At 36.9% G+C, this 18,860-nt stretch carries 15 protein-coding genes and 1 rRNA gene; 13 read left to right on the forward strand and 3 right to left on the reverse strand.

Annotation, left to right across the window (positions count from 1 at the left end; translation table 11 throughout):
* Positions 1-512: 512 nt before the first annotated feature.
* The gene (locus ACNSTQ_RS22165; protein ID WP_418201921.1) at positions 513-692 is read left to right on the forward strand and encodes a hypothetical protein; all 180 of its coding nucleotides are present in this window, start codon (positions 513-515) and stop codon (positions 690-692) included.
* Between the two features lie 7 nt (positions 693-699).
* On the opposite strand, the gene ACNSTQ_RS22170 is transcribed toward ACNSTQ_RS22165, so the two are convergent.
* A complete protein-coding gene (locus ACNSTQ_RS22170) occupies positions 700-879 on the reverse strand; it encodes a metallophosphoesterase family protein (protein WP_418201922.1) in 180 nt (59 codons plus the stop codon).
* Between the two features lie 182 nt (positions 880-1,061).
* Here ACNSTQ_RS22170 and ACNSTQ_RS22175 point away from each other — a divergent pair, with 182 nt between their 5' ends.
* The 9 genes from ACNSTQ_RS22175 to ACNSTQ_RS22215 all read left to right on the forward strand — a co-directional run bounded on the left by ACNSTQ_RS22175 (position 1,062) and on the right by ACNSTQ_RS22215 (position 13,118).
* Positions 1,062-1,901 carry a pirin family protein gene (locus ACNSTQ_RS22175; protein WP_418201933.1) on the forward strand — a complete coding sequence of 280 codons (840 nt, stop codon included), beginning with the start codon at positions 1,062-1,064 and terminating at the stop codon, positions 1,899-1,901.
* 178 nt (positions 1,902-2,079) lie between these two features.
* Positions 2,080-3,051 carry a CAP domain-containing protein gene (locus ACNSTQ_RS22180; protein ID WP_418201923.1) on the forward strand — a complete coding sequence of 324 codons (972 nt, stop codon included), beginning with the start codon at positions 2,080-2,082 and terminating at the stop codon, positions 3,049-3,051.
* Positions 3,052-3,232: 181 nt separating this feature from the next.
* Positions 3,233-3,931 carry a hypothetical protein gene (locus ACNSTQ_RS22185; RefSeq protein ID WP_418201924.1) on the forward strand — a complete coding sequence of 233 codons (699 nt, stop codon included), beginning with the start codon at positions 3,233-3,235 and terminating at the stop codon, positions 3,929-3,931.
* A gap of 807 nt (positions 3,932-4,738) precedes the next feature.
* Entirely contained in the window at positions 4,739-5,647 is a 909-nt protein-coding gene (locus tag ACNSTQ_RS22190) for a metal ABC transporter substrate-binding protein (RefSeq protein WP_418201934.1), read from the forward strand.
* 279 nt (positions 5,648-5,926) lie between these two features.
* Entirely contained in the window at positions 5,927-6,787 is an 861-nt protein-coding gene (locus ACNSTQ_RS22195; protein ID WP_418201925.1) for a polysaccharide deacetylase family protein, read from the forward strand.
* Between the two features lie 305 nt (positions 6,788-7,092).
* Positions 7,093-7,962 (forward strand): SDR family oxidoreductase, encoded by an 870-nt coding sequence (locus tag ACNSTQ_RS22200; protein ID WP_418201926.1) that lies wholly within the window; start codon positions 7,093-7,095, stop codon positions 7,960-7,962.
* A gap of 224 nt (positions 7,963-8,186) precedes the next feature.
* Positions 8,187-10,328, forward strand: coding sequence for an AAA family ATPase (locus ACNSTQ_RS22205; RefSeq protein ID WP_418201935.1), 2,142 nt, complete (start codon positions 8,187-8,189; stop codon positions 10,326-10,328).
* Between the two features lie 179 nt (positions 10,329-10,507).
* The gene (locus ACNSTQ_RS22210; protein ID WP_418201927.1) at positions 10,508-11,524 is read left to right on the forward strand and encodes an LLM class flavin-dependent oxidoreductase; all 1,017 of its coding nucleotides are present in this window, start codon (positions 10,508-10,510) and stop codon (positions 11,522-11,524) included.
* A gap of 400 nt (positions 11,525-11,924) precedes the next feature.
* Entirely contained in the window at positions 11,925-13,118 is a 1,194-nt protein-coding gene (locus tag ACNSTQ_RS22215) for a lactate 2-monooxygenase (protein ID WP_418201928.1), read from the forward strand.
* 196 nt (positions 13,119-13,314) lie between these two features.
* Here ACNSTQ_RS22215 and ACNSTQ_RS22220 read toward each other — a convergent pair whose 3' ends face one another.
* Positions 13,315-14,859, reverse strand: coding sequence for a sigma-54 interaction domain-containing protein (locus tag ACNSTQ_RS22220; protein WP_418201929.1), 1,545 nt, complete (start codon positions 14,857-14,859; stop codon positions 13,315-13,317).
* A gap of 293 nt (positions 14,860-15,152) precedes the next feature.
* Here ACNSTQ_RS22220 and pruA point away from each other — a divergent pair, with 293 nt between their 5' ends.
* Together pruA and ACNSTQ_RS22230 are read left to right on the forward strand one after the other, a co-directional pair.
* On the forward strand, positions 15,153-16,700 hold the full coding sequence (gene pruA, locus ACNSTQ_RS22225) for an L-glutamate gamma-semialdehyde dehydrogenase (protein ID WP_418201930.1): 1,548 nt from the start codon (positions 15,153-15,155) through the stop codon (positions 16,698-16,700).
* A gap of 157 nt (positions 16,701-16,857) precedes the next feature.
* On the forward strand, positions 16,858-17,775 hold the full coding sequence (locus ACNSTQ_RS22230) for a proline dehydrogenase family protein (RefSeq protein ID WP_418201931.1): 918 nt from the start codon (positions 16,858-16,860) through the stop codon (positions 17,773-17,775).
* 115 nt (positions 17,776-17,890) lie between these two features.
* Here ACNSTQ_RS22230 and ACNSTQ_RS22235 read toward each other — a convergent pair whose 3' ends face one another.
* A complete protein-coding gene (locus ACNSTQ_RS22235) occupies positions 17,891-18,181 on the reverse strand; it encodes a DUF6407 family protein (protein ID WP_418201932.1) in 291 nt (96 codons plus the stop codon).
* A gap of 595 nt (positions 18,182-18,776) precedes the next feature.
* On the opposite strand from ACNSTQ_RS22235, the gene ACNSTQ_RS22240 reads away from it, so the two are divergent.
* Positions 18,777-18,860: ribosomal RNA gene (locus ACNSTQ_RS22240) — 16S ribosomal RNA — on the forward strand; the annotation flags it as partial.

Below are 18,860 nucleotides of genomic sequence, written 5' to 3' on the forward strand. Positions count from 1 at the left end.
GGACGAATAAGGGCACTCACAGGCCCTTATTCCAAGAAATTTTTGTGAATATCAGATGATTTTAAGTAAATAAGAGCCTCTCAGTGCTCCAAAGTCATAAAAACGATGATTATTGTATAAATAAGGGTCTCTTAGACCGAGAAATAATAGACTAACATCCTCCAATGGTACCCGCCAACTCGAAGCAATAGTACCTAGTTAAAAAACATAAGGGAAAGCTGCTTTAGGAAACATTGTGAGAAAGGATGGAGCAGGTAACATGTCCCCTGTGAGAGGAAACTTTTCTTTTCGTAAAACAAACATGAGAGGCATCGAAGCTTAGATTTTATGGATCCACATCCCCGAAGGAAAGAAAGGTTTAGAGGGACGTTACTAGGCAAACTCACAATCCAAACGGATTGTGAGTTTGCCTAGTATGTAAACGCTTTTAATTCAAATCATGTAGCATAATAAGAAATTCTAAAGCAGTACAAGCTATTCATACACGCAAACTATCTAAGGAGAGATTCCAAATGACTAAGTCCAAAAAAGAACCATTGTTTCAAAGTAGTGAGGATATCAATGATAAGCGCAAAGGTTATTACGGAATGGAGCCAGAGCAAAGTCTTCTTTCGGTTAGTTTTGCAACAACTGAAAATGAATATTTAAATGAACATTACCAAGAGGATCCAAAAGAAGATCAAGAGGAGTAACTAGTTATTAATTCTTGGTTTCATAAAAAACATGCTCGGGCTCAATAGACTCAACAATATGAAGAATACCATAGGAAAAGTGAGTTTGCTTGCGTTTATCTGTCGCAGATCCAGGATTAAATAGCAACACGCTTCCTACTTTTTTTATTATAGGAATGTGCGAGTGTCCGAAAATGATGCAATCCAAGTATCAGATACAACTACAATTTTCATTGCTAAAACTCCTTCAGGAAAAGGTTACGTTTATAATAATACATAAACTTTTCTTTTAAAATACTGTTGACCTGTCGGAATAAAAAGCGTATTCATTGCTCTTTATCGTCCTAAAATTATATAGTAAAACAAGAAAGGTGTGATAAAGATATGACGTTGAAAAGCGAACGATCGATCTTAAAAAAATGGGATGTTACTCATCAAGTTAGAGGAGAAGGTCATACACAAGGCTGGGTATTAGAACCCGGTCATTGGTATGATTTTGATCCATTTCTTTTGATGGCAGAAGATTGGTTTACAAAAGGAACATTTGGATTTCATCCTCACAAAGGAATGGAGACTGTTACATATGTTATAGATGGCGAGTTGGAACATAAAGACAGTAATGGCGGTGCAGGGCTTTTAAAAGCAGGAGATGTTCAATGGATGACTGCAGGACAAGGGATCAGTCATGTTGAGGACCCGGTCGAAGGAAGTACAGTACATAGTTTGCAGTTGTGGGTTAACCTTTCGAAGGTAAATAAATCAGCTAGTCCACGCTACCAAGATCTATATAAAAGAAATATGCCAGAAATTAAAGAAGAAGGGGCTGTTATCCGGTTATTTTCAGGTTCCTATGGCAAGTATCAAGCTGAAACTTTAAATTATACTCCTGTAACAATGATTAATTTTGAAGTTTCATTAGAGAAAACAATAATGCCAGATATTCCAAAAAGTTATAACGGTTTTATTTATATTCTTGAAGGCAGCGGACTTTTTGGTAAAGAAGAAATAAAAGGTGTAAAAAACCAAGTGATATGGTTAGGGCAAAGTGATAAGCAAGGAGGAGACTCAGACGTCATCCGAATTAAGAGCACAAGTGAAAAATTACATGGAATTCTTTTGGCAGGTGAACCGATTAAAGAGCATGTAGTAGCAAATGGTCCGTTCGTCATGAATACAGAAGAAGAAATCAGGCAAGCGTTTTCCGATTACCACGATGGAAAGTTTCACTAGATGAACAAGGAAAAGACCCAAATCTTTTTTGAAAATTAGCTTAAGCTCTCTTTTCTATATGAGGGCTTATTTTTTTTGCCAAATAATAATCTTAATCTCGATATTTACCATCAATATTTAACTCCAAAAAAGAAAAATAATAAAGTAGGAAATTAATCAATTAAAGGAGCTAATACTTATGAAAAGACAACACTTATTAATTTCAATCATTGGATTATTACTTCTCTTTTTAGGTGCTTGCGGCCAACAATATGGTGGAAATGTTTTTGAAGCTGATCAAGGAGCTGCAATTGAAGGGGACGATGTTAGATATGGGCAAGTATCGAGCCAAATAACAACAATTCCAAGTAATGAATATCCTCACACGAAAGCAGTTCAAGTACAACATGCCAAGTATGAATTTATTATTGATGGTCAAGGACAGCAGACTCCTGGGCAGGAACGTGCTGTTCAATTTACACAGGAAGATATAGAAAGACTATTACCTGAAGATATTACAAGGCATCTTCCAGAAGGACGACAATTAACACGAGAAGACATAGCCAGACTTCTACCTGAAGGAGTTCAATTATCACCTGAAGATATTCAACGCCGCTTGCGTGAAGGTGTTGCACAACAACCAGGTACGCAACAACCTGCACCACAGCAACCTGAAGCAGCGCCACAACAGCCAGAAGCAACACCAGAACAGCAACAGGAACCTAAGGAACAACCACAGGAAGAACCAGCGGCCGATGATACACCCGCTCAACCTGAACAGCGTGCAGAAGGTATAAGCCAAATTGAACAACAAGTTATTGATTTAACGAATGCTGAAAGAAGAAGGGCAGGACTTTCTGATTTACAGGCGGATACTTCGTTAAGTAATGTAGCACGTGCTAAATCAAATGATATGCAAGAAAATAACTACTTTTCACATACAAGCCCTACTTACGGTTCACCGTTTGATATGATTCGTGACTTCGGTGTAGATTATAATGCTGCAGCTGAAAACATTGCGCAAGGACAGCAATCTGCAGAACAAGTTGTACAAGCATGGATGAATAGTGAAGGACATCGTGCTAACATTATGAATGGAAACTTCACGCATATTGGTGTGGGACATAATGGAAACGGGAACTACTGGACGCAAATGTTTATTAGCAGATAGTTGACTTAATATAGATATAACGTGTAAAAGTAGTGGACCCATGTCGGTTCACTACTTTTATTTTTACGATTAGTCAAAATAATTAGTACTATAGATATAGTAGGCATTCAGTTCATTTTGTCGATGGAAACAAAACATTCTTCCTATATAATAAAAAGATGATTAATTATAGGGGGAAGTTATGGGTAAGTTTGGATATATGTTAATTGGATCTTTGTTTACATTAATTCTTTCATTTAGCTATCTTGTATTAGCGGATAGTTTTAATGCAGATCCTTATTCTAAGGATACTTCAACAACGATAATGAGTGAAGAGGAGTATGACACACTTCACGGTAATCATAAGGGTGTATTACAAGAACCGGTTGTGGTTGAAGAAGAACAGGTAATTATAGTAGCAAACCATCAAAAAGACCAGTCTTATGTTAGTAATGAAAATAAAAATGAGGGTCCTTTAACTCCTCAAGATGATAAACAAGAAGTTATAAAAGAAGATATAGACGTTTCTAAAACAAAGCAAGCGGTCTCAGCAAAGCAAGGAGAGTCTGAGCCCTCAGCCTTTTTAAACCGTATCGAAAAGTTGGAGATCAAAATTAAGAATGATGACTTTGAGGTAAAAATCAAACAAGAACAGAAAAAGAAAAAAGATAAAGCAGAAGTGGAAATCAAGCATGGGAAAGAGAAAATGAAAATGAAAGGGAAAAAAGCGGATGATTTTCTGGCTCAAACCTTTTCTAGTGTTCAACTAAATAACCCAGAAGACTTACAGCAAGTGGTAAAAAACATTATAACTTCTTACGGTTACGACTGGGCCTCCGTTGAAGTGGAAATAAAAGTCGAGTCCAAAGACAATAAGTATGAGTATAAACACAAGCTGTAAATACGTAAAAAGAGGTGTTCATAAAATGGGCACCTCTTTTTTTGCTCTTGACAAACACATAATTTTCCTGAAAAGCAAATAATAATACAGTATTATAAATCTCTATTTATAAAAAATATTAATACTGCTTTCTTACAATAAAAAAGTTGCCCTTATGAAAACTTAAATAAGGAAAAGTGAGGGGTAAAAATGAGAATTAGGCAAATATTTTCAAATGGGTTGTGGGCTTATATCATCATAATTATTTTCCTCTGTTTGTATATCTTCTTACCAGTACGGTAGGATTCTCAAATTTATGAGATGAATTTATGGATATAGATTATCGCCTACCTAATTTCAATATAAATATCCGTTTAATAAGAAAGGACGATTGAAATTGTATAGCTATAAGTCCTTTCATTATATTAAGAAGCTGAGGGGGGAAAGTTTACCTATAAATTTTTTTGAGTAAACCTCTTTCTTGTTTTCTAGAGGCGTGCAATAAAGTATATACTTTCTTCACTAAAAGTCTAGACAGTAATTTGATTATTTTATATAATTAATCATAAGGTTTTGCACTGGGTAAAAAAATGTTGTTAAGGACAAGAAATTATACCTTGTTCAAAAATGAATAAGACACAATCTAATTAACAATGAATACACTTTAACGTGAAATTTTTTTGCGTTAAAAGTTGCCTAAGTGCAAAAAGGTTAACCATGGACAAACAGAGTAGATAATAATTACCTAACTACATACAACCATTACCATTCTAATGCCACTGGTTAACACGAATATTAAGAATGATATCAAAGGAGAGGGGAATGACAATGTTTCAAAAAAAGTCATTATTAAGTTTAAGCTTCATCTTAATTTTTAGTTTTTTCTTAGCAGCTTGTTCTTCAAATGATGCTTCAACAGAGGCAGGGGATGGGCTAAAGGTAACAACGAGTTTTTCAGTTTTAGGGGATATTATTGAGAATATTATTGGCGACCATGGTAGTGTAGAATATATCGTACCAGTAGGAGAGGAGCCGCACGAATATGAGCCGGTACCAAGTGACTTTCAAAAGGTTGCTGATGCAGATGTTTTCTATGTGAATGGTCTTGATTTAGAAGAGTGGTTAGAAAAAGTAGTTTCTAACGCTTCAGATACTGATATTGTTGCTGTTTCTGAAGGTGTAACACCAATTCCACTAGTTGGTGACGATGAGGATGATCCACATGCTTGGTTAAGTCCTAAGAATGTGATTACGTATGTGGAGAACATCGTAAATGATTTAATTGAAAGAGATCCAGAAGGTGAATCGATATACCGTGCAAATGCCGATGCATATATTGCGGAGTTACAAGAGCTTGATGCTTGGATTGAAGAAGAGGTTGCAGGAATTCCAGAAGAGCACCGCGTAATCATTGTAAGTGAAAATGCATTCAAATATTTTGGAGCAGATTACGGGTTTGATACAGAAGGTGTATGGGAAATTAACTCTCATGAAGAGGGAACTCCACAACAAATTTCAAGACTTGTCGATCTAGTCAATGATCGTAATGTTCCAGCAGTATTTGTTGAGTCAACAGTTGATAAACGCTATATGGAAACCATCTCAAATGAAACAGGTGTTCCAATTGCAGGGGAAGTATTCACTGATGCAGTTGGTCCTGCAGGTAGCGGTGCAGAAACATATATTGGCATGACGAAGCATAATGTCAGTGTCTTTATTGAAGGTCTAAAACAATAAAAAGATAAGGTAACTATTATCAAATTCTTAAAGAGTCTGTATCTAAAATGATACAGACTCTTTCCTATTTCTCATGGTTTATTAAAGTAAGTTTGAGTTGAGTTAGAGATAGAATCCCTCTCTACATTCAAATATGTAAAGAGTTTAGTTTAAGGTCGGGTCCAAATGAGAAATAATACTTTAATTATATCCTCAGCTAAAACATTGCCATTTTATGAATAATCCTCCTTTTTAAATAAAAAATAACTACGTACATAAATTGAATAAGGAGATGACTTTGTGAAAAAGAACGTTGTGAAGTGGCTATTTATCATGGCTTTTCTATTCGGTGCTGTGCTGCAACCGATGGTGAGTTCTGCTGAAGAAAAACCAGCTGAAGATGTCAAACAAGAATGGTGGTTTAAGAAAGACAAAGATAATCCACGTGAAGTCGAAGGATTGCCTGATTTACAGGGAGGTGATGAGGAGGCGGTACGTGGGCCGATTTCCAATATTGTATTACAACAACGGTACCCAGATATCGTAATTTTACGTGGGCCCGATACAGTTAATCGAATTGCTTTAACCTTCGATGACGGTCCTGATCCACGTTATACTGAGGGAGTGCTAGATGCTTTAGCCCGGTATAATGTTCCGGCAACCTTTTTTGTAATGGGGGCAAGAGCCGAAGCTTATCCAGATATCGTTAGACGAATGGTCAATGAAGGGCATATAGTAGGAAATCACAGCTATTGGCATCCTAATCTTGTTGAGGGTGATATGGCTACTTTAGAAAGAGAAGTCATGCAAACTGAAGAACTTCTGAATCAAATTATCGGCTACCGGACAAGCTTGTTTCGTGCACCATATGGTTTTTTAAATAATGAAGCTGTGGAAAAACTAGACGAATTAAATTATAACGTGATCGGCTGGTCGATTGACACACTTGATTGGAGAGAACCACCACCTGAAGATATTGCATTTAGTGTGTTGAGTAACGCACATCCAGGTGCAATCGTACTTCTTCATGATGGAGCTGAGTGGGACGGCGATCGAACGAATACAGTTGAATCTTTGGATATCATGATTCCAGAACTTCAGGAATTAGGATTTGAGTTTGTGACAGTTCCTGAATTATTAAATATTCCTTATCAAAAGTAATGGACCCAATATAATAATAGAAGTGAAAAGAGTACTTGTAAGATTTTTTCTTGCAGTGCTCTTTTTACTTGGTATTTGATTTGGTACCGTTTTTTGTGCGCTAGTGTGCTATAGAGATGCTACTTGAAAATGTAGTTTTTGTGTTTAACGCATACCTGAACCAGAAGTAAAGAAGATCCATTGGTGACTGGTTGAATCAATTGATTCTTTTGAATAGGGGTTAGGATTTTCTGACATGCTATAAAAGTAAAATTTACTGTTTCTTACATATTAAATAACTCAAATAAATAAGGGAGTGTGTCTTCGTGTCATCATCCAATCAACCTCATCAAACGTTTCCGCCACAACATCAAAATCAGCAGCCAGGTATAGAGTCACAAATGAATCCTCATCCGACAGATGAAAATTATAGTTATAAAGGTTCTGGAAAATTACAAGACAAAGTTGCTATTATTACGGGAGCTGACAGCGGGATTGGTCGTGCGGTCGCAATCGGATATGCAAAAGAAGGGGCAGATGTTGTTAATGTATATTTAAGCGAACATTCGGATGCAGAAGAAACGAAGAAACAAGTAGAAGAGGAAGGAAGACGTTGTATAAATATCGCTGGTGATTTAGGAGATGAGAGTTTTTGCCAAGATGTGATTAAGCAAACAATTAGTGGTTTTAATAAATTAGATATTTTAGTCAATAATGCTGCTGAGCAACACCCGCAAACGGATTTTGAAAATATTACGAGTGAGCAGTTAGAGCGTACATTTCGAACAAATATGTTTTCATTTTTTTATTTAACTAGAGCGGCATTACCTCATTTGAAGTCTGGGAGCAGTATCATTAATACAACATCTGTTACAGCCTATAAAGGTCATGAAAAGTTGATTGACTATTCAGCAACTAAAGGGGCTATTGTTACGTTTACACGATCGTTATCATTATCCCTTATTAAAAAGGGGATTCGAGTAAATGGCGTAGCGCCAGGGCCAATATGGACACCGCTTATTCCGTCAACATTTACAGCGCAGGAAGTATCTGAGTTTGGAAGTACGACACCAATGCAGCGTGCAGGCCAACCCGTAGAACTCGCACCTGCTTATATTTATTTAGCGAGTGAAGATTCTTCCTATATGTCAGGTCAAATTCTCCATCTAAACGGTGGAGTGATTGTCAACGGCTAAAAGAAGCGTAAAGAAAGAGTAAAAAAGAGGTAGCAGGCACCTTTACTTCAGCACAGTGGTAAAGGTGCCTGCTACCTCAAAATATTTCTTATACTCTTGAAAAGTCAAAGAAGGTCAGTTATAATTAAATTACAATATATAAATGAGATCCCGCAATTTGTTGGGATTTTTATTTATATAAAAGGTCAAAGATAGTCAAAATTAAAGAGGGGGTAGGTTGAATGATGTTATGTCAAAAATGTAATGCAAAACAAGCAAACGTAAAAATGAATGTTATGTTAAATGAGCAACATAATCAGATTCATTTATGTTCTAGTTGTTACAGTGAAGCCTACCAATCTTTAGGTTCAGGCCACTTTAACTTAAATCATTATTTTGGCGATTTCTTTAATTCCTTTCAATCTTCTCAGCACATGCCAAATGATGAGCATCATCAGACGTTTAAGCAAATGCCTCCAAAACAGGGAGCAGGAAATGGTTTCTTAGACCAACACGGCCGTAACTTAACAAGAGAAGCAAGAGATGGTCGTATTGATGCGGTGATTGGACGTGACAAAGAAATTGAGCGAACGATTGAAATTTTAAATCGTCGTAACAAAAATAATCCTGTATTAATTGGTGAAGCAGGGGTTGGGAAAACAGCAATTGTTGAGGGCTTTGCTTTAAAAATTGTGAATGGTCAAGTTCCTGCTAAGTTAAAAAATAAAGAAGTTTACACGTTAGACATTAATTCCCTAGTTGCTGGTACAAGTTATCGCGGACAATTCGAAGAAAAAATGCAAGAACTCATTACTGAATTACAGCATCGAGAAGATGTCATCCTATTCATTGATGAGCTTCACATGATGGTAGGTGCAGGAAGTTCTGCAGAAGGTTCAATGGATGCGGGGAACATTTTAAAACCGGCACTTGCACGAGGTGACATGCAAATCATTGGTGCAACAACGCTTAAAGAATATCGAATGATTGAGAAGGATCAAGCGTTAGAGCGTCGTTTCCAACCTGTCATCGTAAAAGAGCCGACAGAAGAAGAAGCCTTTGAAATCTTAAAAGGCATTCGACCAGCCTATGAAGTCTATCACAATGTAAAATATTCAGATGACGTACTAAAAGCTTGCGTCACTCTTTCAAAGCGTTACATTCAAGATCGTTTTTTACCAGATAAAGCAATCGATTTACTAGATGAAGCAGGTTCAAAACTAAATCTATCACAAGTTGGACCGGATACAGAAAACTTAGAAAAACGATTAAAAGAAATCGATAGAGAAAAACAAATTGCAGCACAACAAGAACAATATGAAAAAGCAGCAAACCTACGTAAAGAAGAGCTAGAAATTAAAGAGAGACTAGAAAACGAGCAACCGAATGAACAAACAACGGAAGTGACAGTAGAGCACATTCAAGCCATTATTGAAGCAAGTACAGGTATCCCGGTTAGAAAGCTTCAAAAAGATGAGCAATCAAAAATGAAAGACTTACCAAACAGACTTGCTCACAAAGTAATCGGTCAAGAAAAAGCAATTGAACAAGTAGCCAATGCAGTAATGAGAGCACGAGTAGGGTTAAAACCAAAACACCGTCCAACTGCATCCTTCTTATTTGTTGGGCCGACGGGTACTGGAAAAACAGAACTAACAAAAACATTAGCGGAAGAGTTGTTTGGTAGCAAAGACTCGATGATTCGTTTAGATATGAGTGAGTATATGGAAAAACACTCTGTTTCAAGGCTTATCGGTTCTCCACCGGGTTATGTTGGACACGATGAAGCAGGGCAATTGACAGAACAAGTTCGTCGAAGCCCATATTCAATTGTATTACTAGACGAAATTGAAAAAGCACACCCTGATGTGATGAATGTTTTCCTACAAATTATGGAAGACGGTCGTTTAACAGATAGTCAAGGAAGAGTCGTTAATTTTAATGAAACGGTTATTATTATGACATCAAATGCAGGAGTGACAGATAAGAAAAAGCCAGCAATTGGGTTTGGGGCTTCCCAAACTTTAGAAGAGACAATGGTACAGTTAGAAACTTTAAAGAATTACTTTAAACCCGAGTTTCTAAATCGCATTGACTCTATTATTGAATTTGCGCACTTAACAAAAGAAGACTTAATTAAAATTGTCGACATTATGTTGAAAGAACTAATGGCAACATTGAACGAACAAAGTGTTTTTATTGAAGTTACGAAAGAGGCCAAAGAAAGAATTGCTGAAGTAGGATACCACCCGGAATTTGGTGCTAGACCGTTACGTCGCGTTATTCAAGACCACATTGAAAATAAAATTACGGCGTTAATGATTGAGAAAGAAAAAGTAGATCAAATCAATGTGTCGGTCGAAGGAAACGAATTAAAAGTAAAGTAATAGTTGAAAGAGGCTGCTTGGTCAGCCTCTTTTTTTTGCTCTGGTTAATAGCAGGCAGAAAACTAGAAATTATCATATAGAACGTGTAAAATGACAAAATGATATTTAGAGGTACTAAATAGATACTTCCGTACTTACTACATATAATAAGTTCTAGAATACATAAGAGGGTGAATAGAATGACTCAAAAACAAATTCACGATATAAAATTTTCTGTTTTAGACCTTGCGCCAATCGTTCAAGGCGGTTCGGCTGCTGACTCTTTTAAAAACAGTTTAGATCTTGCCCGACATGCTGAAAAGTGGGGATACCATCGAGTTTGGGTTGCCGAGCACCATAATATGCCTGGCATTGCAAGTTCAGCAACATCTGTCTTAATCGGATACATCGCTGGTGGAACAACGAAAATTCGAGTGGGTTCAGGCGGCATCATGTTACCAAATCATGCTCCATTAGTAATTGCTGAACAATTTGGGACGCTTGAATCTGTGTATCCGGGACGAATTGATCTTGGGCTGGGACGTGCACCAGGCAGTGATCAGTATACGGCCCATGCCCTACGAAGAGATTTACGGAGCGGACATGACTTTCCGGATCAGTTAGCAGAACTACGCTCTTATTTTGACCCTGATCCTACAAGCCATAATCCACGGGTTCGAGCTTATCCTGGAGAAGGATTACAGATCCCCATTTGGCTTCTAGGTTCTAGTGGCTTTAGTGCACAATTAGCAGGAAAGCTTGGATTGCCTTTTGCTTTTGCTAGTCATTTTTCACCAGAGTATACGGTCCCTGCTCTTAACTTATACCGCCAAAGCTTCCAACCATCCGAAGTAATGCAAAAGCCGTATGCTATGGTAGGAGTAAATGTCATTGCTGCAGATACAGATGAAAAAGCACAGTGGCTTTCAACATCCCATCAACAAGCGTTTTTAAGTCTTATAAGAAATCAGCCAAGCCAATTGCAACCACCAATAGAGTCGATGGAACATTTATGGACGAGTATTGAAAAGGATGCTATTAAAAAACAGTTAGGGTCTTCTGTTATTGGAAGTCCGGAAACAGTAAAAGAAAAACTCCAGGATTTCCTAAATGAAACCCAAGCCGATGAAATGATTATTAATAGTCATATCTATGACCACAATGAGCGATTACGCTCTTATGAAATAGTTCAAGAAGTAGCAATAAAAACAAGATAATTTAACTTTAGTCAGCCATCTCAAACTAAAAAGGATGTAAAATTACTAGATTTTACATCCTTTTTTAAGATAGTAAGACTACTCTTTTATTAAGTGACATTTCTAACGTAATACACAACTGCCTTCGGTTTTATCTCCTCCTAATCATAAAGTTCCTACGGAAAATTAACTACCTTTCTAAGTGTTGTGGAATTCCTTTATACATAATTTAACAGAATATATTGAAATATTAAAATAAATAGTTTATGATACTTTTAAATACTAACTAGTCAGTATTCTTAGTAAATGAAGCAGCTGTCCTATAGTAATAGATAACATCTTGGTCTATTCATACTAATCATTAACAATAAACGAACTCTCTGACTTGGAAGTGAATTTCAATCATTGGAGGTAGTTACATATGAGTGGTTATGGAGATTTAGTTCAATTTCAGGTATATTCACCCGAAACAGCCAAGGAAAATCAAAAATTTCCAGTTGCATTTGAAGAGTGGGAAAGATTAGCTCGTGAAACATTAGAAGATGGCCCTTATTGGTATGTTGCTGGCGGGGCTGGAAGTGGATCAACAATGGAAGCCAATCGTGAAGCAATTGATCGTATTAAAATTCAACAGCGAATGTTTTGTGATGTGGAAGAGCGAGATTTATCAGTTTCTTTGTTTGGACAAACCTATCATTCTCCTATTCTATTAGCCCCAATTGGTGTTCAATCGATTATTCATGAAGAAGGGGAGCTTGGCTCGGCTAAAGCTGCTGCTGAAATGGGTATACCGTACATAGCGAGTACAGCGTCATCGTTCTCGATGGAGGAGATTGCAAATGTAATGGGCGATGCACCGCGTTGGTACCAACTCTATTGGGGAAAGGACCAAGATGTAACAGCAAGTATGCTGAGACGTGCTGAAGAAAGCGGCTATTCCGCACTTGTAGTGACACTTGATACACCAATGTTAGGCTGGAGAGAAAAAGATTTAAGAAATGCTTACTTACCATTTATTAATGGCATCGGGATTGCTAACTATTTATCTGATCCGGCTTTTTGTTCAAAGCTTGAGAAATCCCCACGAGAAGATATCCGTTCAGCTATCCAATACTTTTTTAGTATCTACTCAAATGCTAGTTTAACATGGAAAGATCTTGCTTTTTTACGTGAACATACAAAGTTGCCGATTTTGTTAAAGGGAATTGTACATCGTGAAGATGCAGAACTAGCATTACAACATGGTGTAGATGGTATTATTGTCTCGAATCATGGTGGTCGCCAAGTGGATGGAGCGATCGGTGCTTTGGAAGCGCTTCCAGAGGTGTGTGACGTAGTTCAAGGGAAAATTCCTGTTTTATTTGATAGTGGGATACGTCGCGGGTCTGATGTCATAAAAGCTCTTTCGTTAGGGGCAACTTCCGTATTATTAGGACGTCCGTATGTTTACGGATTAGCTGCCGGTGGAGAAGAAGGAGTGAAACGTGTCATCCGTAATATGATTGCGGAAATTGACTTAACACTGGCTCTTTCTGGAAGAAAAGCAATCAAAGACCTTGATCGATCGTTATTAGCCTCTAGTAGTCATGAGTCGCTGTTTATAGGAAATAAATAATAATTAAAAAACGATCAGCTAGTAAAATCTTACTGCTGATCGTTTATTTATTGTAATTGTTAAGTTCGGCGAATCCTTCAATCAATAGTACTGTGGGTAATAAAATATAGCCATTCTATCTTCCTTAAAGAACCAGTATTAATCCTAAACTATTTTGACATTATAATTAGAATAAAAAAAGTAAAAATAGGAAAACTCACCTCATACTCTTCATTCTGTTATACAAAGTTGCCCGTGAGATCCCTAATAACTTGGCAGCTGCCGTTTTGTTGCCATATGTTAATTTTAGTGCATTTCTAATTTTATCATCTAAGTCGAGGTTAGAATGATTACTTTCAATTGTTTCAACTATAGGGGTGGGTTGTTTTACAAAATTGTTTGGTAGATGCTTGGGTTCAATTCGTTCGTTTTCATCAGCTAAAATAATTAACCTCTCAATCATATTTCGAAGCTGTCTCACATTTCCTTGCCAAGGATGCTGCAAAAACATGTACATTACTTCAGGATCTAATTCTGGAATTGGGATCTTATATTTAATCGAGAATTCTTGTAAAAATAACTGAACGAGTTCTGGTATATCCTCTTTACGTTCACGCAACGGAGGAACGGATATTGAAATAACGTTCAAACGGTAAAATAAATCCTCACGAAAGCTTCCTTCTTCAATCATTTTTTCCAAATCTCGGTGTGTTGCAGCAATAATTCGCACGTCTGTTGGAATAGGGTCTGCCCCCCCAACGCGGTAAAACTGCTTTTCTTGAAGGACACGAAGTAGCTTAACTTGGACTTCTAATGGCATTTCTCCAATTTCATCTAAAAAGATCGTACCACCAAGAGCAGCATCAAACTTTCCTTTTTTTCCGCCTTTCACTGCACCGGTAAATGCTCCTTGTTCATATCCGAAAAGGTCACTTTCAATTAAGGCTGTAGGAATGGCACCACAATTGATGGCAACAAAAGGTGCTTCTGATCGAGGGCTCGTTTTATGAATCGCTTCAGCAAATAGTTCCTTTCCAACACCACTTTCTCCAGTAATTAAAACAGTAGCTTCGGTTTTCGATACTTTACTTACGAGATAAAGAGCTTCTTGTAACACCGGACTTCTTCCTTTTATTTTACTAAAAGGGGTTTGTTCATTGTGGACATTTCTTTCTAATTCATGGAGTGAAGCTGCTGTTGATGAAAGTTCATCATTTAATTTCACAATATCGGTTATGTTTCGTTCAACGGAAATGCCGCCCACAACGTTATCATCTATTAGAATAGGAGAAGTATTAATTAACACATGCACGTCAGGTTTTGGTTGATTGTACTTTTTTATAACACCTTTTCTCTCGTTAATAGTTGACATGAGGACGACCGATTCAGTCTCAAAGAAACTAGTTATCAATTTTCCCTTTACGTCCTCGGAAGTTAGACCATACATTTCTTCAGCCTTATGGTTCCAAGATTGAATAAAGCCTTTAGTATCCACAACTGTGATTGCGTCATCAACAGATTGTAGTAAAGTATTGTAATGCGTTAATGTCAGCTTCCACTGTTTCCACACTTCGTTTACTAATTTTCGATACGGAATCCAACCAACAAGCAGACCATTTTCATCCTCTAAAACGATATCTTCATTTGGTAAACTCGTAATCTCTGATAACAACATATGTTGAGAATACCGTTCCATTGTCTCGGATCCCTTATAGTCTTCTAATGGCAAAGCAAATGAAGCTAATGCCATGTCTAAACTCATGATCAACACCTCCAACAACCACTGGTCTAACAGTTACGTAACCGCTTACAATAATTTAGACAGTTATGTAAATCGATTAGACACTTTTGACACAATTGTATAATTAAATCTGTAAAAGATCTATTCTATTTTTTTATAAAAGAGGAAGAATTAAAGGTTATTAGTATTTTTAAAACTTGGCACGGTATTTGCAATAAGAATAGTGAAGTGAGCACGTTGAACTTTTTGCATAGAAGGTATTTAACAAGTGGAGTGTTCATACCCATATAAAAAATCTTTTAGGAGTGATTAGATTGTTACCAACATATAAACATGAGCCATTTACTGATTTTACTATTGAAGATAATAAAAAAGCATTTGAAGCCGCACTTGAGTATGTAGAAGGACAACTTGGCAAGTCATACGACCTTGTCGTTGGTGGAGAGCGTATTTCAACAGAAGCGAAAATTACGTCATACAACCCAGCAAATAAAGAAGAGATCATCGGAATTGTATCTAAAGCCAATAAAGACATTGCTGAAAAAGCGATGAATGTTGCGCATGAAACATTTGAATCTTGGAGAAAAACGTCACCAGAAGAGCGTGCGAATATCTTAGTGCGTGCCGCTGCAATCATTCGTCGTCGCAAGCATGAATTTTCTGCTTATCTCGTTAAAGAAGCAGGGAAGCCTTGGAAAGAAGCAGATGCTGATACAGCAGAAGCTATTGATTTTCTTGAGTACTATGCACGCCAAATGATTGCCATTAAAGACGGTAAGCCTGTAAATAGTCGTGAAGGTGAGCATAACCGTTATTTCTATACTCCAATGGGGGTAACTGTAGTTATTTCACCTTGGAACTTTGCGTTTGCAATTATGGCAGGTACTACAGTAGCACCAATTGTTACAGGAAACACTGTTTTATTAAAACCAGCAAGTACAACTCCAGTTGTTGCGGCAAAGTTTGTCGAAGTATTAGAAGAAGCAGGGCTTCCTAAAGGAGTTGTAAACTTCATTCCAGGCAGTGGTGCTGAAGTTGGCGATTACTTAGTCGACCATCCGAAGACAGCGTTGATTACATTTACTGGTTCACGTGAAGTAGGAACAAGATTATACGAGCGTGCTGCAGTCGTACATCCGGGTCAAAATCATTTAAAACGAGTGATTGTAGAAATGGGCGGGAAAGACACGGTTGTTGTTGATAAAGAAGCTGACCTTGACTTAGCGGCAGAATCAATTGTTGTTTCAGCATTTGGTTTTTCAGGACAGAAGTGTTCAGCAGGATCTCGAGCGGTTATTCATCAGGACGTATATGATGAAGTATTAAATAAAGTCATTCAATTAACCAACGAATTGACAGTAGGAGACCCAACGAATAATGACAATTACATGGGACCAGTTATCGATGATGCTTCGTTCAACAAAATTATGGGGTACATTGAGATTGGTAAAGAAGAAGGCCGTCTCGTAGCTGGGGGAACAGGGGATGCTTCAAAAGGTTACTTTATCCAACCGACAGTATTTGCTGACCTAGACCCTCAAGCACGTATTATGCAGGAAGAAATTTTTGGACCAGTCGTTGCTCTAGCAAAAGCGAAAGACTTTAACGATGCAATTGAAATTGCGAACAACACAGAGTATGGGTTAACTGGTGCAGTTATTACGAAAAACCGAGAGCATATCGAAATTGCAAAACGTGACTTCCACGTTGGAAACTTATATTTCAATCGTAATTGTACGGGAGCTATCGTTGGTTACCATCCGTTTGGTGGCTTTAAAATGTCAGGTACGGACTCTAAAGCTGGAGGACCAGATTACTTAGCACTTCACATGCAAGCAAAAACAGTATCAGAGATGTATTAATTGAAATGAAATGCAGTGAAATGGCTAGGGTCATTTCACTGCATTCTCTCAAGTATCGATTGGAAAAATATGTTTGTATTTAGTTTTAACGTTTTTTTTGAATTAATTAGCTGAATTTTCAGAAAGTAAAAGTGAGTCCATTTACGGAGGGGTATATATGGTATTAGAGCAACCTATGAAGCTATTCTTCATGTATCTTTCAAAAAACAAAGCGATGAATAAAGCCGCAAAACAATGGGGCCTAAAATTCGGTGCATCTCAAGTAGTTGCAGGCCAGAGTATTGAAAGTGCTATTGAAAAAGTAAAAGAATTAAATGAAAAAGGGCTTGTTTGTACCTTAGATCATCTTGGGGAGTTTGTAGATAGTAGAGAAGAAGCGTTAGAGGCAACCGAATATTGCATTAAAACATTAGGAGCTATCGCTGCGAGTGGAGCAAATTGTAATCTTTCGCTGAAAATGACACAGCTTGGTTTGGATATTAATGATGAGTTTTGTCTAGAAAATATGCGTCGTATTGTTCAAACAGCAAAAAACTACAATAACTTTGTTCGTATTGACATGGAAGATCACTCACATTGTCAACAAACGTTAGATATTCTAGCTGCATTAAGAAAAGAATTTGATAATGTCGGAACCGTAATTCAAGCCTATCTGTTTAGAGCAGAGCAAGATATCGCGGATTTAAAAGGAGTTTCATTAAGACTTGTAAAAGGTGCCTATAAAGAGTCAGCTGAAGTAGCGTACCAGGATAAGAAACAAGTAGATGCTAACTATTTAAGCATTATAAAAAAACATCTTCAAAGTGGAAGTTACACCGCAATTGCGACACATGACCATCATATCATTGCTGAAGTAAAAAAATTCACGCAAGAAAATAATATCCCGCAAAGTCAATTTGAATTTCAAATGCTATATGGTTTTCGAACGAATTTACAGTTAGAACTCGTGAAAGAAGGATATACGACTCGTGTGTATGTACCATTTGGACAAGACTGGTTTGGGTATTTCATGAGAAGAATGGCAGAACGCCCTCAAAATGTAAGCTTTGCACTAAGAGGATTAATTTCAAAGTAAAACATTTGCCATTAAAAAAATAAAAATGAAGGTCAACCAGCACTGATGATCTGGCTGACCTTATTCGTATTTCGAGGCGTTTATATAGAAGGAATAAAAGGAATAGAAAGAAAGATTAATGTCTCCTGATAACATATCCTTGATATATCTCTTCTATAGAATGATCATAGTCGTCATTAATTGTTTGTGTAATGACTTTTGAAAGGAGATTTTCTTCGATCATCGAGTGTATGTACAAATATTCAATAGTTCCTTGTTCTGTTCTGTCAACTTCTTCGTGAGATTTCATTTCATAGTATGTTATTGCTTCTCTTACGACTTTCTTTAGGTGGTCATTATTTTTAACATTAAACTCAGTTATTCGAGAAGTCGTTTCCCTAACAAATTGATCGATATTTTTCTTCATCTTTAATATCTTCCTTTCAACGATTGCAATCCAGTGGCTTTTAATTTCAGCATATCTTATCAGATACACCAATTCAATTAATTGCTGGGGATGCAATCGTAAAAACTGATATACTAGAGTAGATTTTTTTTCAAAGGTTATAATATTATTATTTAAACTTCCATATTTTACATAGAGGAAACTCTTGTTTTATATGTTCATTTTTGATATAGTATTACTTGTCACTTCAAACGGAACTTTTTATAGAACATTAAATTACACTATAAAAAGTATTGTAGTGGTTATGTTATATCGATATAGTTATTTTTTCTGCTTCTGAAAAAGCGGTAGATGTTAAAAGTAAAATCGACTTATCAAAAAATAGTTGTTGATTAAATGTTACTAGCATGATAAGATATAATTCTTGTCGCTAACAACGACAACGAAAAAGTTCTTTGAAAACTGAACAAAAAGCCAAGCGAAATAAATGAGATACATGATATCTCGTCAATGTTTTAAAACGTCACAGTGATGAATGAATTTCGATTAAGAACGCAACGTCCTGTTGCAACGTCGAAGCCACCACATCCTGTGGAAGTGAGCTATATCAAACACTTTTATGGAGAGTTTGATCCTGGCTCAGGACGAACGCTGGCGGCGTGCCTAATACATGCAAGTCGAGCGGACTTCATAAGAGCTT

This window comes from Alkalihalobacterium sp. APHAB7, from assembly GCF_048323755.1.
Lineage (GTDB): Bacteria > Bacillota > Bacilli > Bacillales > Bacillaceae_F > Alkalihalobacterium.

Bases quoted from the DNA above. Each gene is read 5' to 3' on its own strand.
- ACNSTQ_RS22165 (WP_418201921.1), top strand. From the start codon at position 513: ATGACTAAGTCCAAAAAAGAACCATTGTTTCAAAGTAGTGAGGATATC.
- ACNSTQ_RS22180 (WP_418201923.1), top strand. From the start codon at position 2,080: ATGAAAAGACAACACTTATTAATTTCAATCATTGGATTATTACTTCTC.
- ACNSTQ_RS22185 (WP_418201924.1), top strand. From the start codon at position 3,233: ATGGGTAAGTTTGGATATATGTTAATTGGATCTTTGTTTACATTAATT.
- ACNSTQ_RS22190 (WP_418201934.1), top strand. From the start codon at position 4,739: ATGTTTCAAAAAAAGTCATTATTAAGTTTAAGCTTCATCTTAATTTTT.
- ACNSTQ_RS22205 (WP_418201935.1), top strand. From the start codon at position 8,187: ATGTTATGTCAAAAATGTAATGCAAAACAAGCAAACGTAAAAATGAAT.
- ACNSTQ_RS22210 (WP_418201927.1), top strand. From the start codon at position 10,508: ATGACTCAAAAACAAATTCACGATATAAAATTTTCTGTTTTAGACCTT.
- ACNSTQ_RS22215 (WP_418201928.1), top strand. From the start codon at position 11,925: ATGAGTGGTTATGGAGATTTAGTTCAATTTCAGGTATATTCACCCGAA.
- ACNSTQ_RS22220 (WP_418201929.1), bottom strand. From the start codon at position 14,859: ATGAGTTTAGACATGGCATTAGCTTCATTTGCTTTGCCATTAGAAGAC.
- ACNSTQ_RS22230 (WP_418201931.1), top strand. From the start codon at position 16,858: ATGGTATTAGAGCAACCTATGAAGCTATTCTTCATGTATCTTTCAAAA.
- ACNSTQ_RS22235 (WP_418201932.1), bottom strand. From the start codon at position 18,181: ATGAAGAAAAATATCGATCAATTTGTTAGGGAAACGACTTCTCGAATA.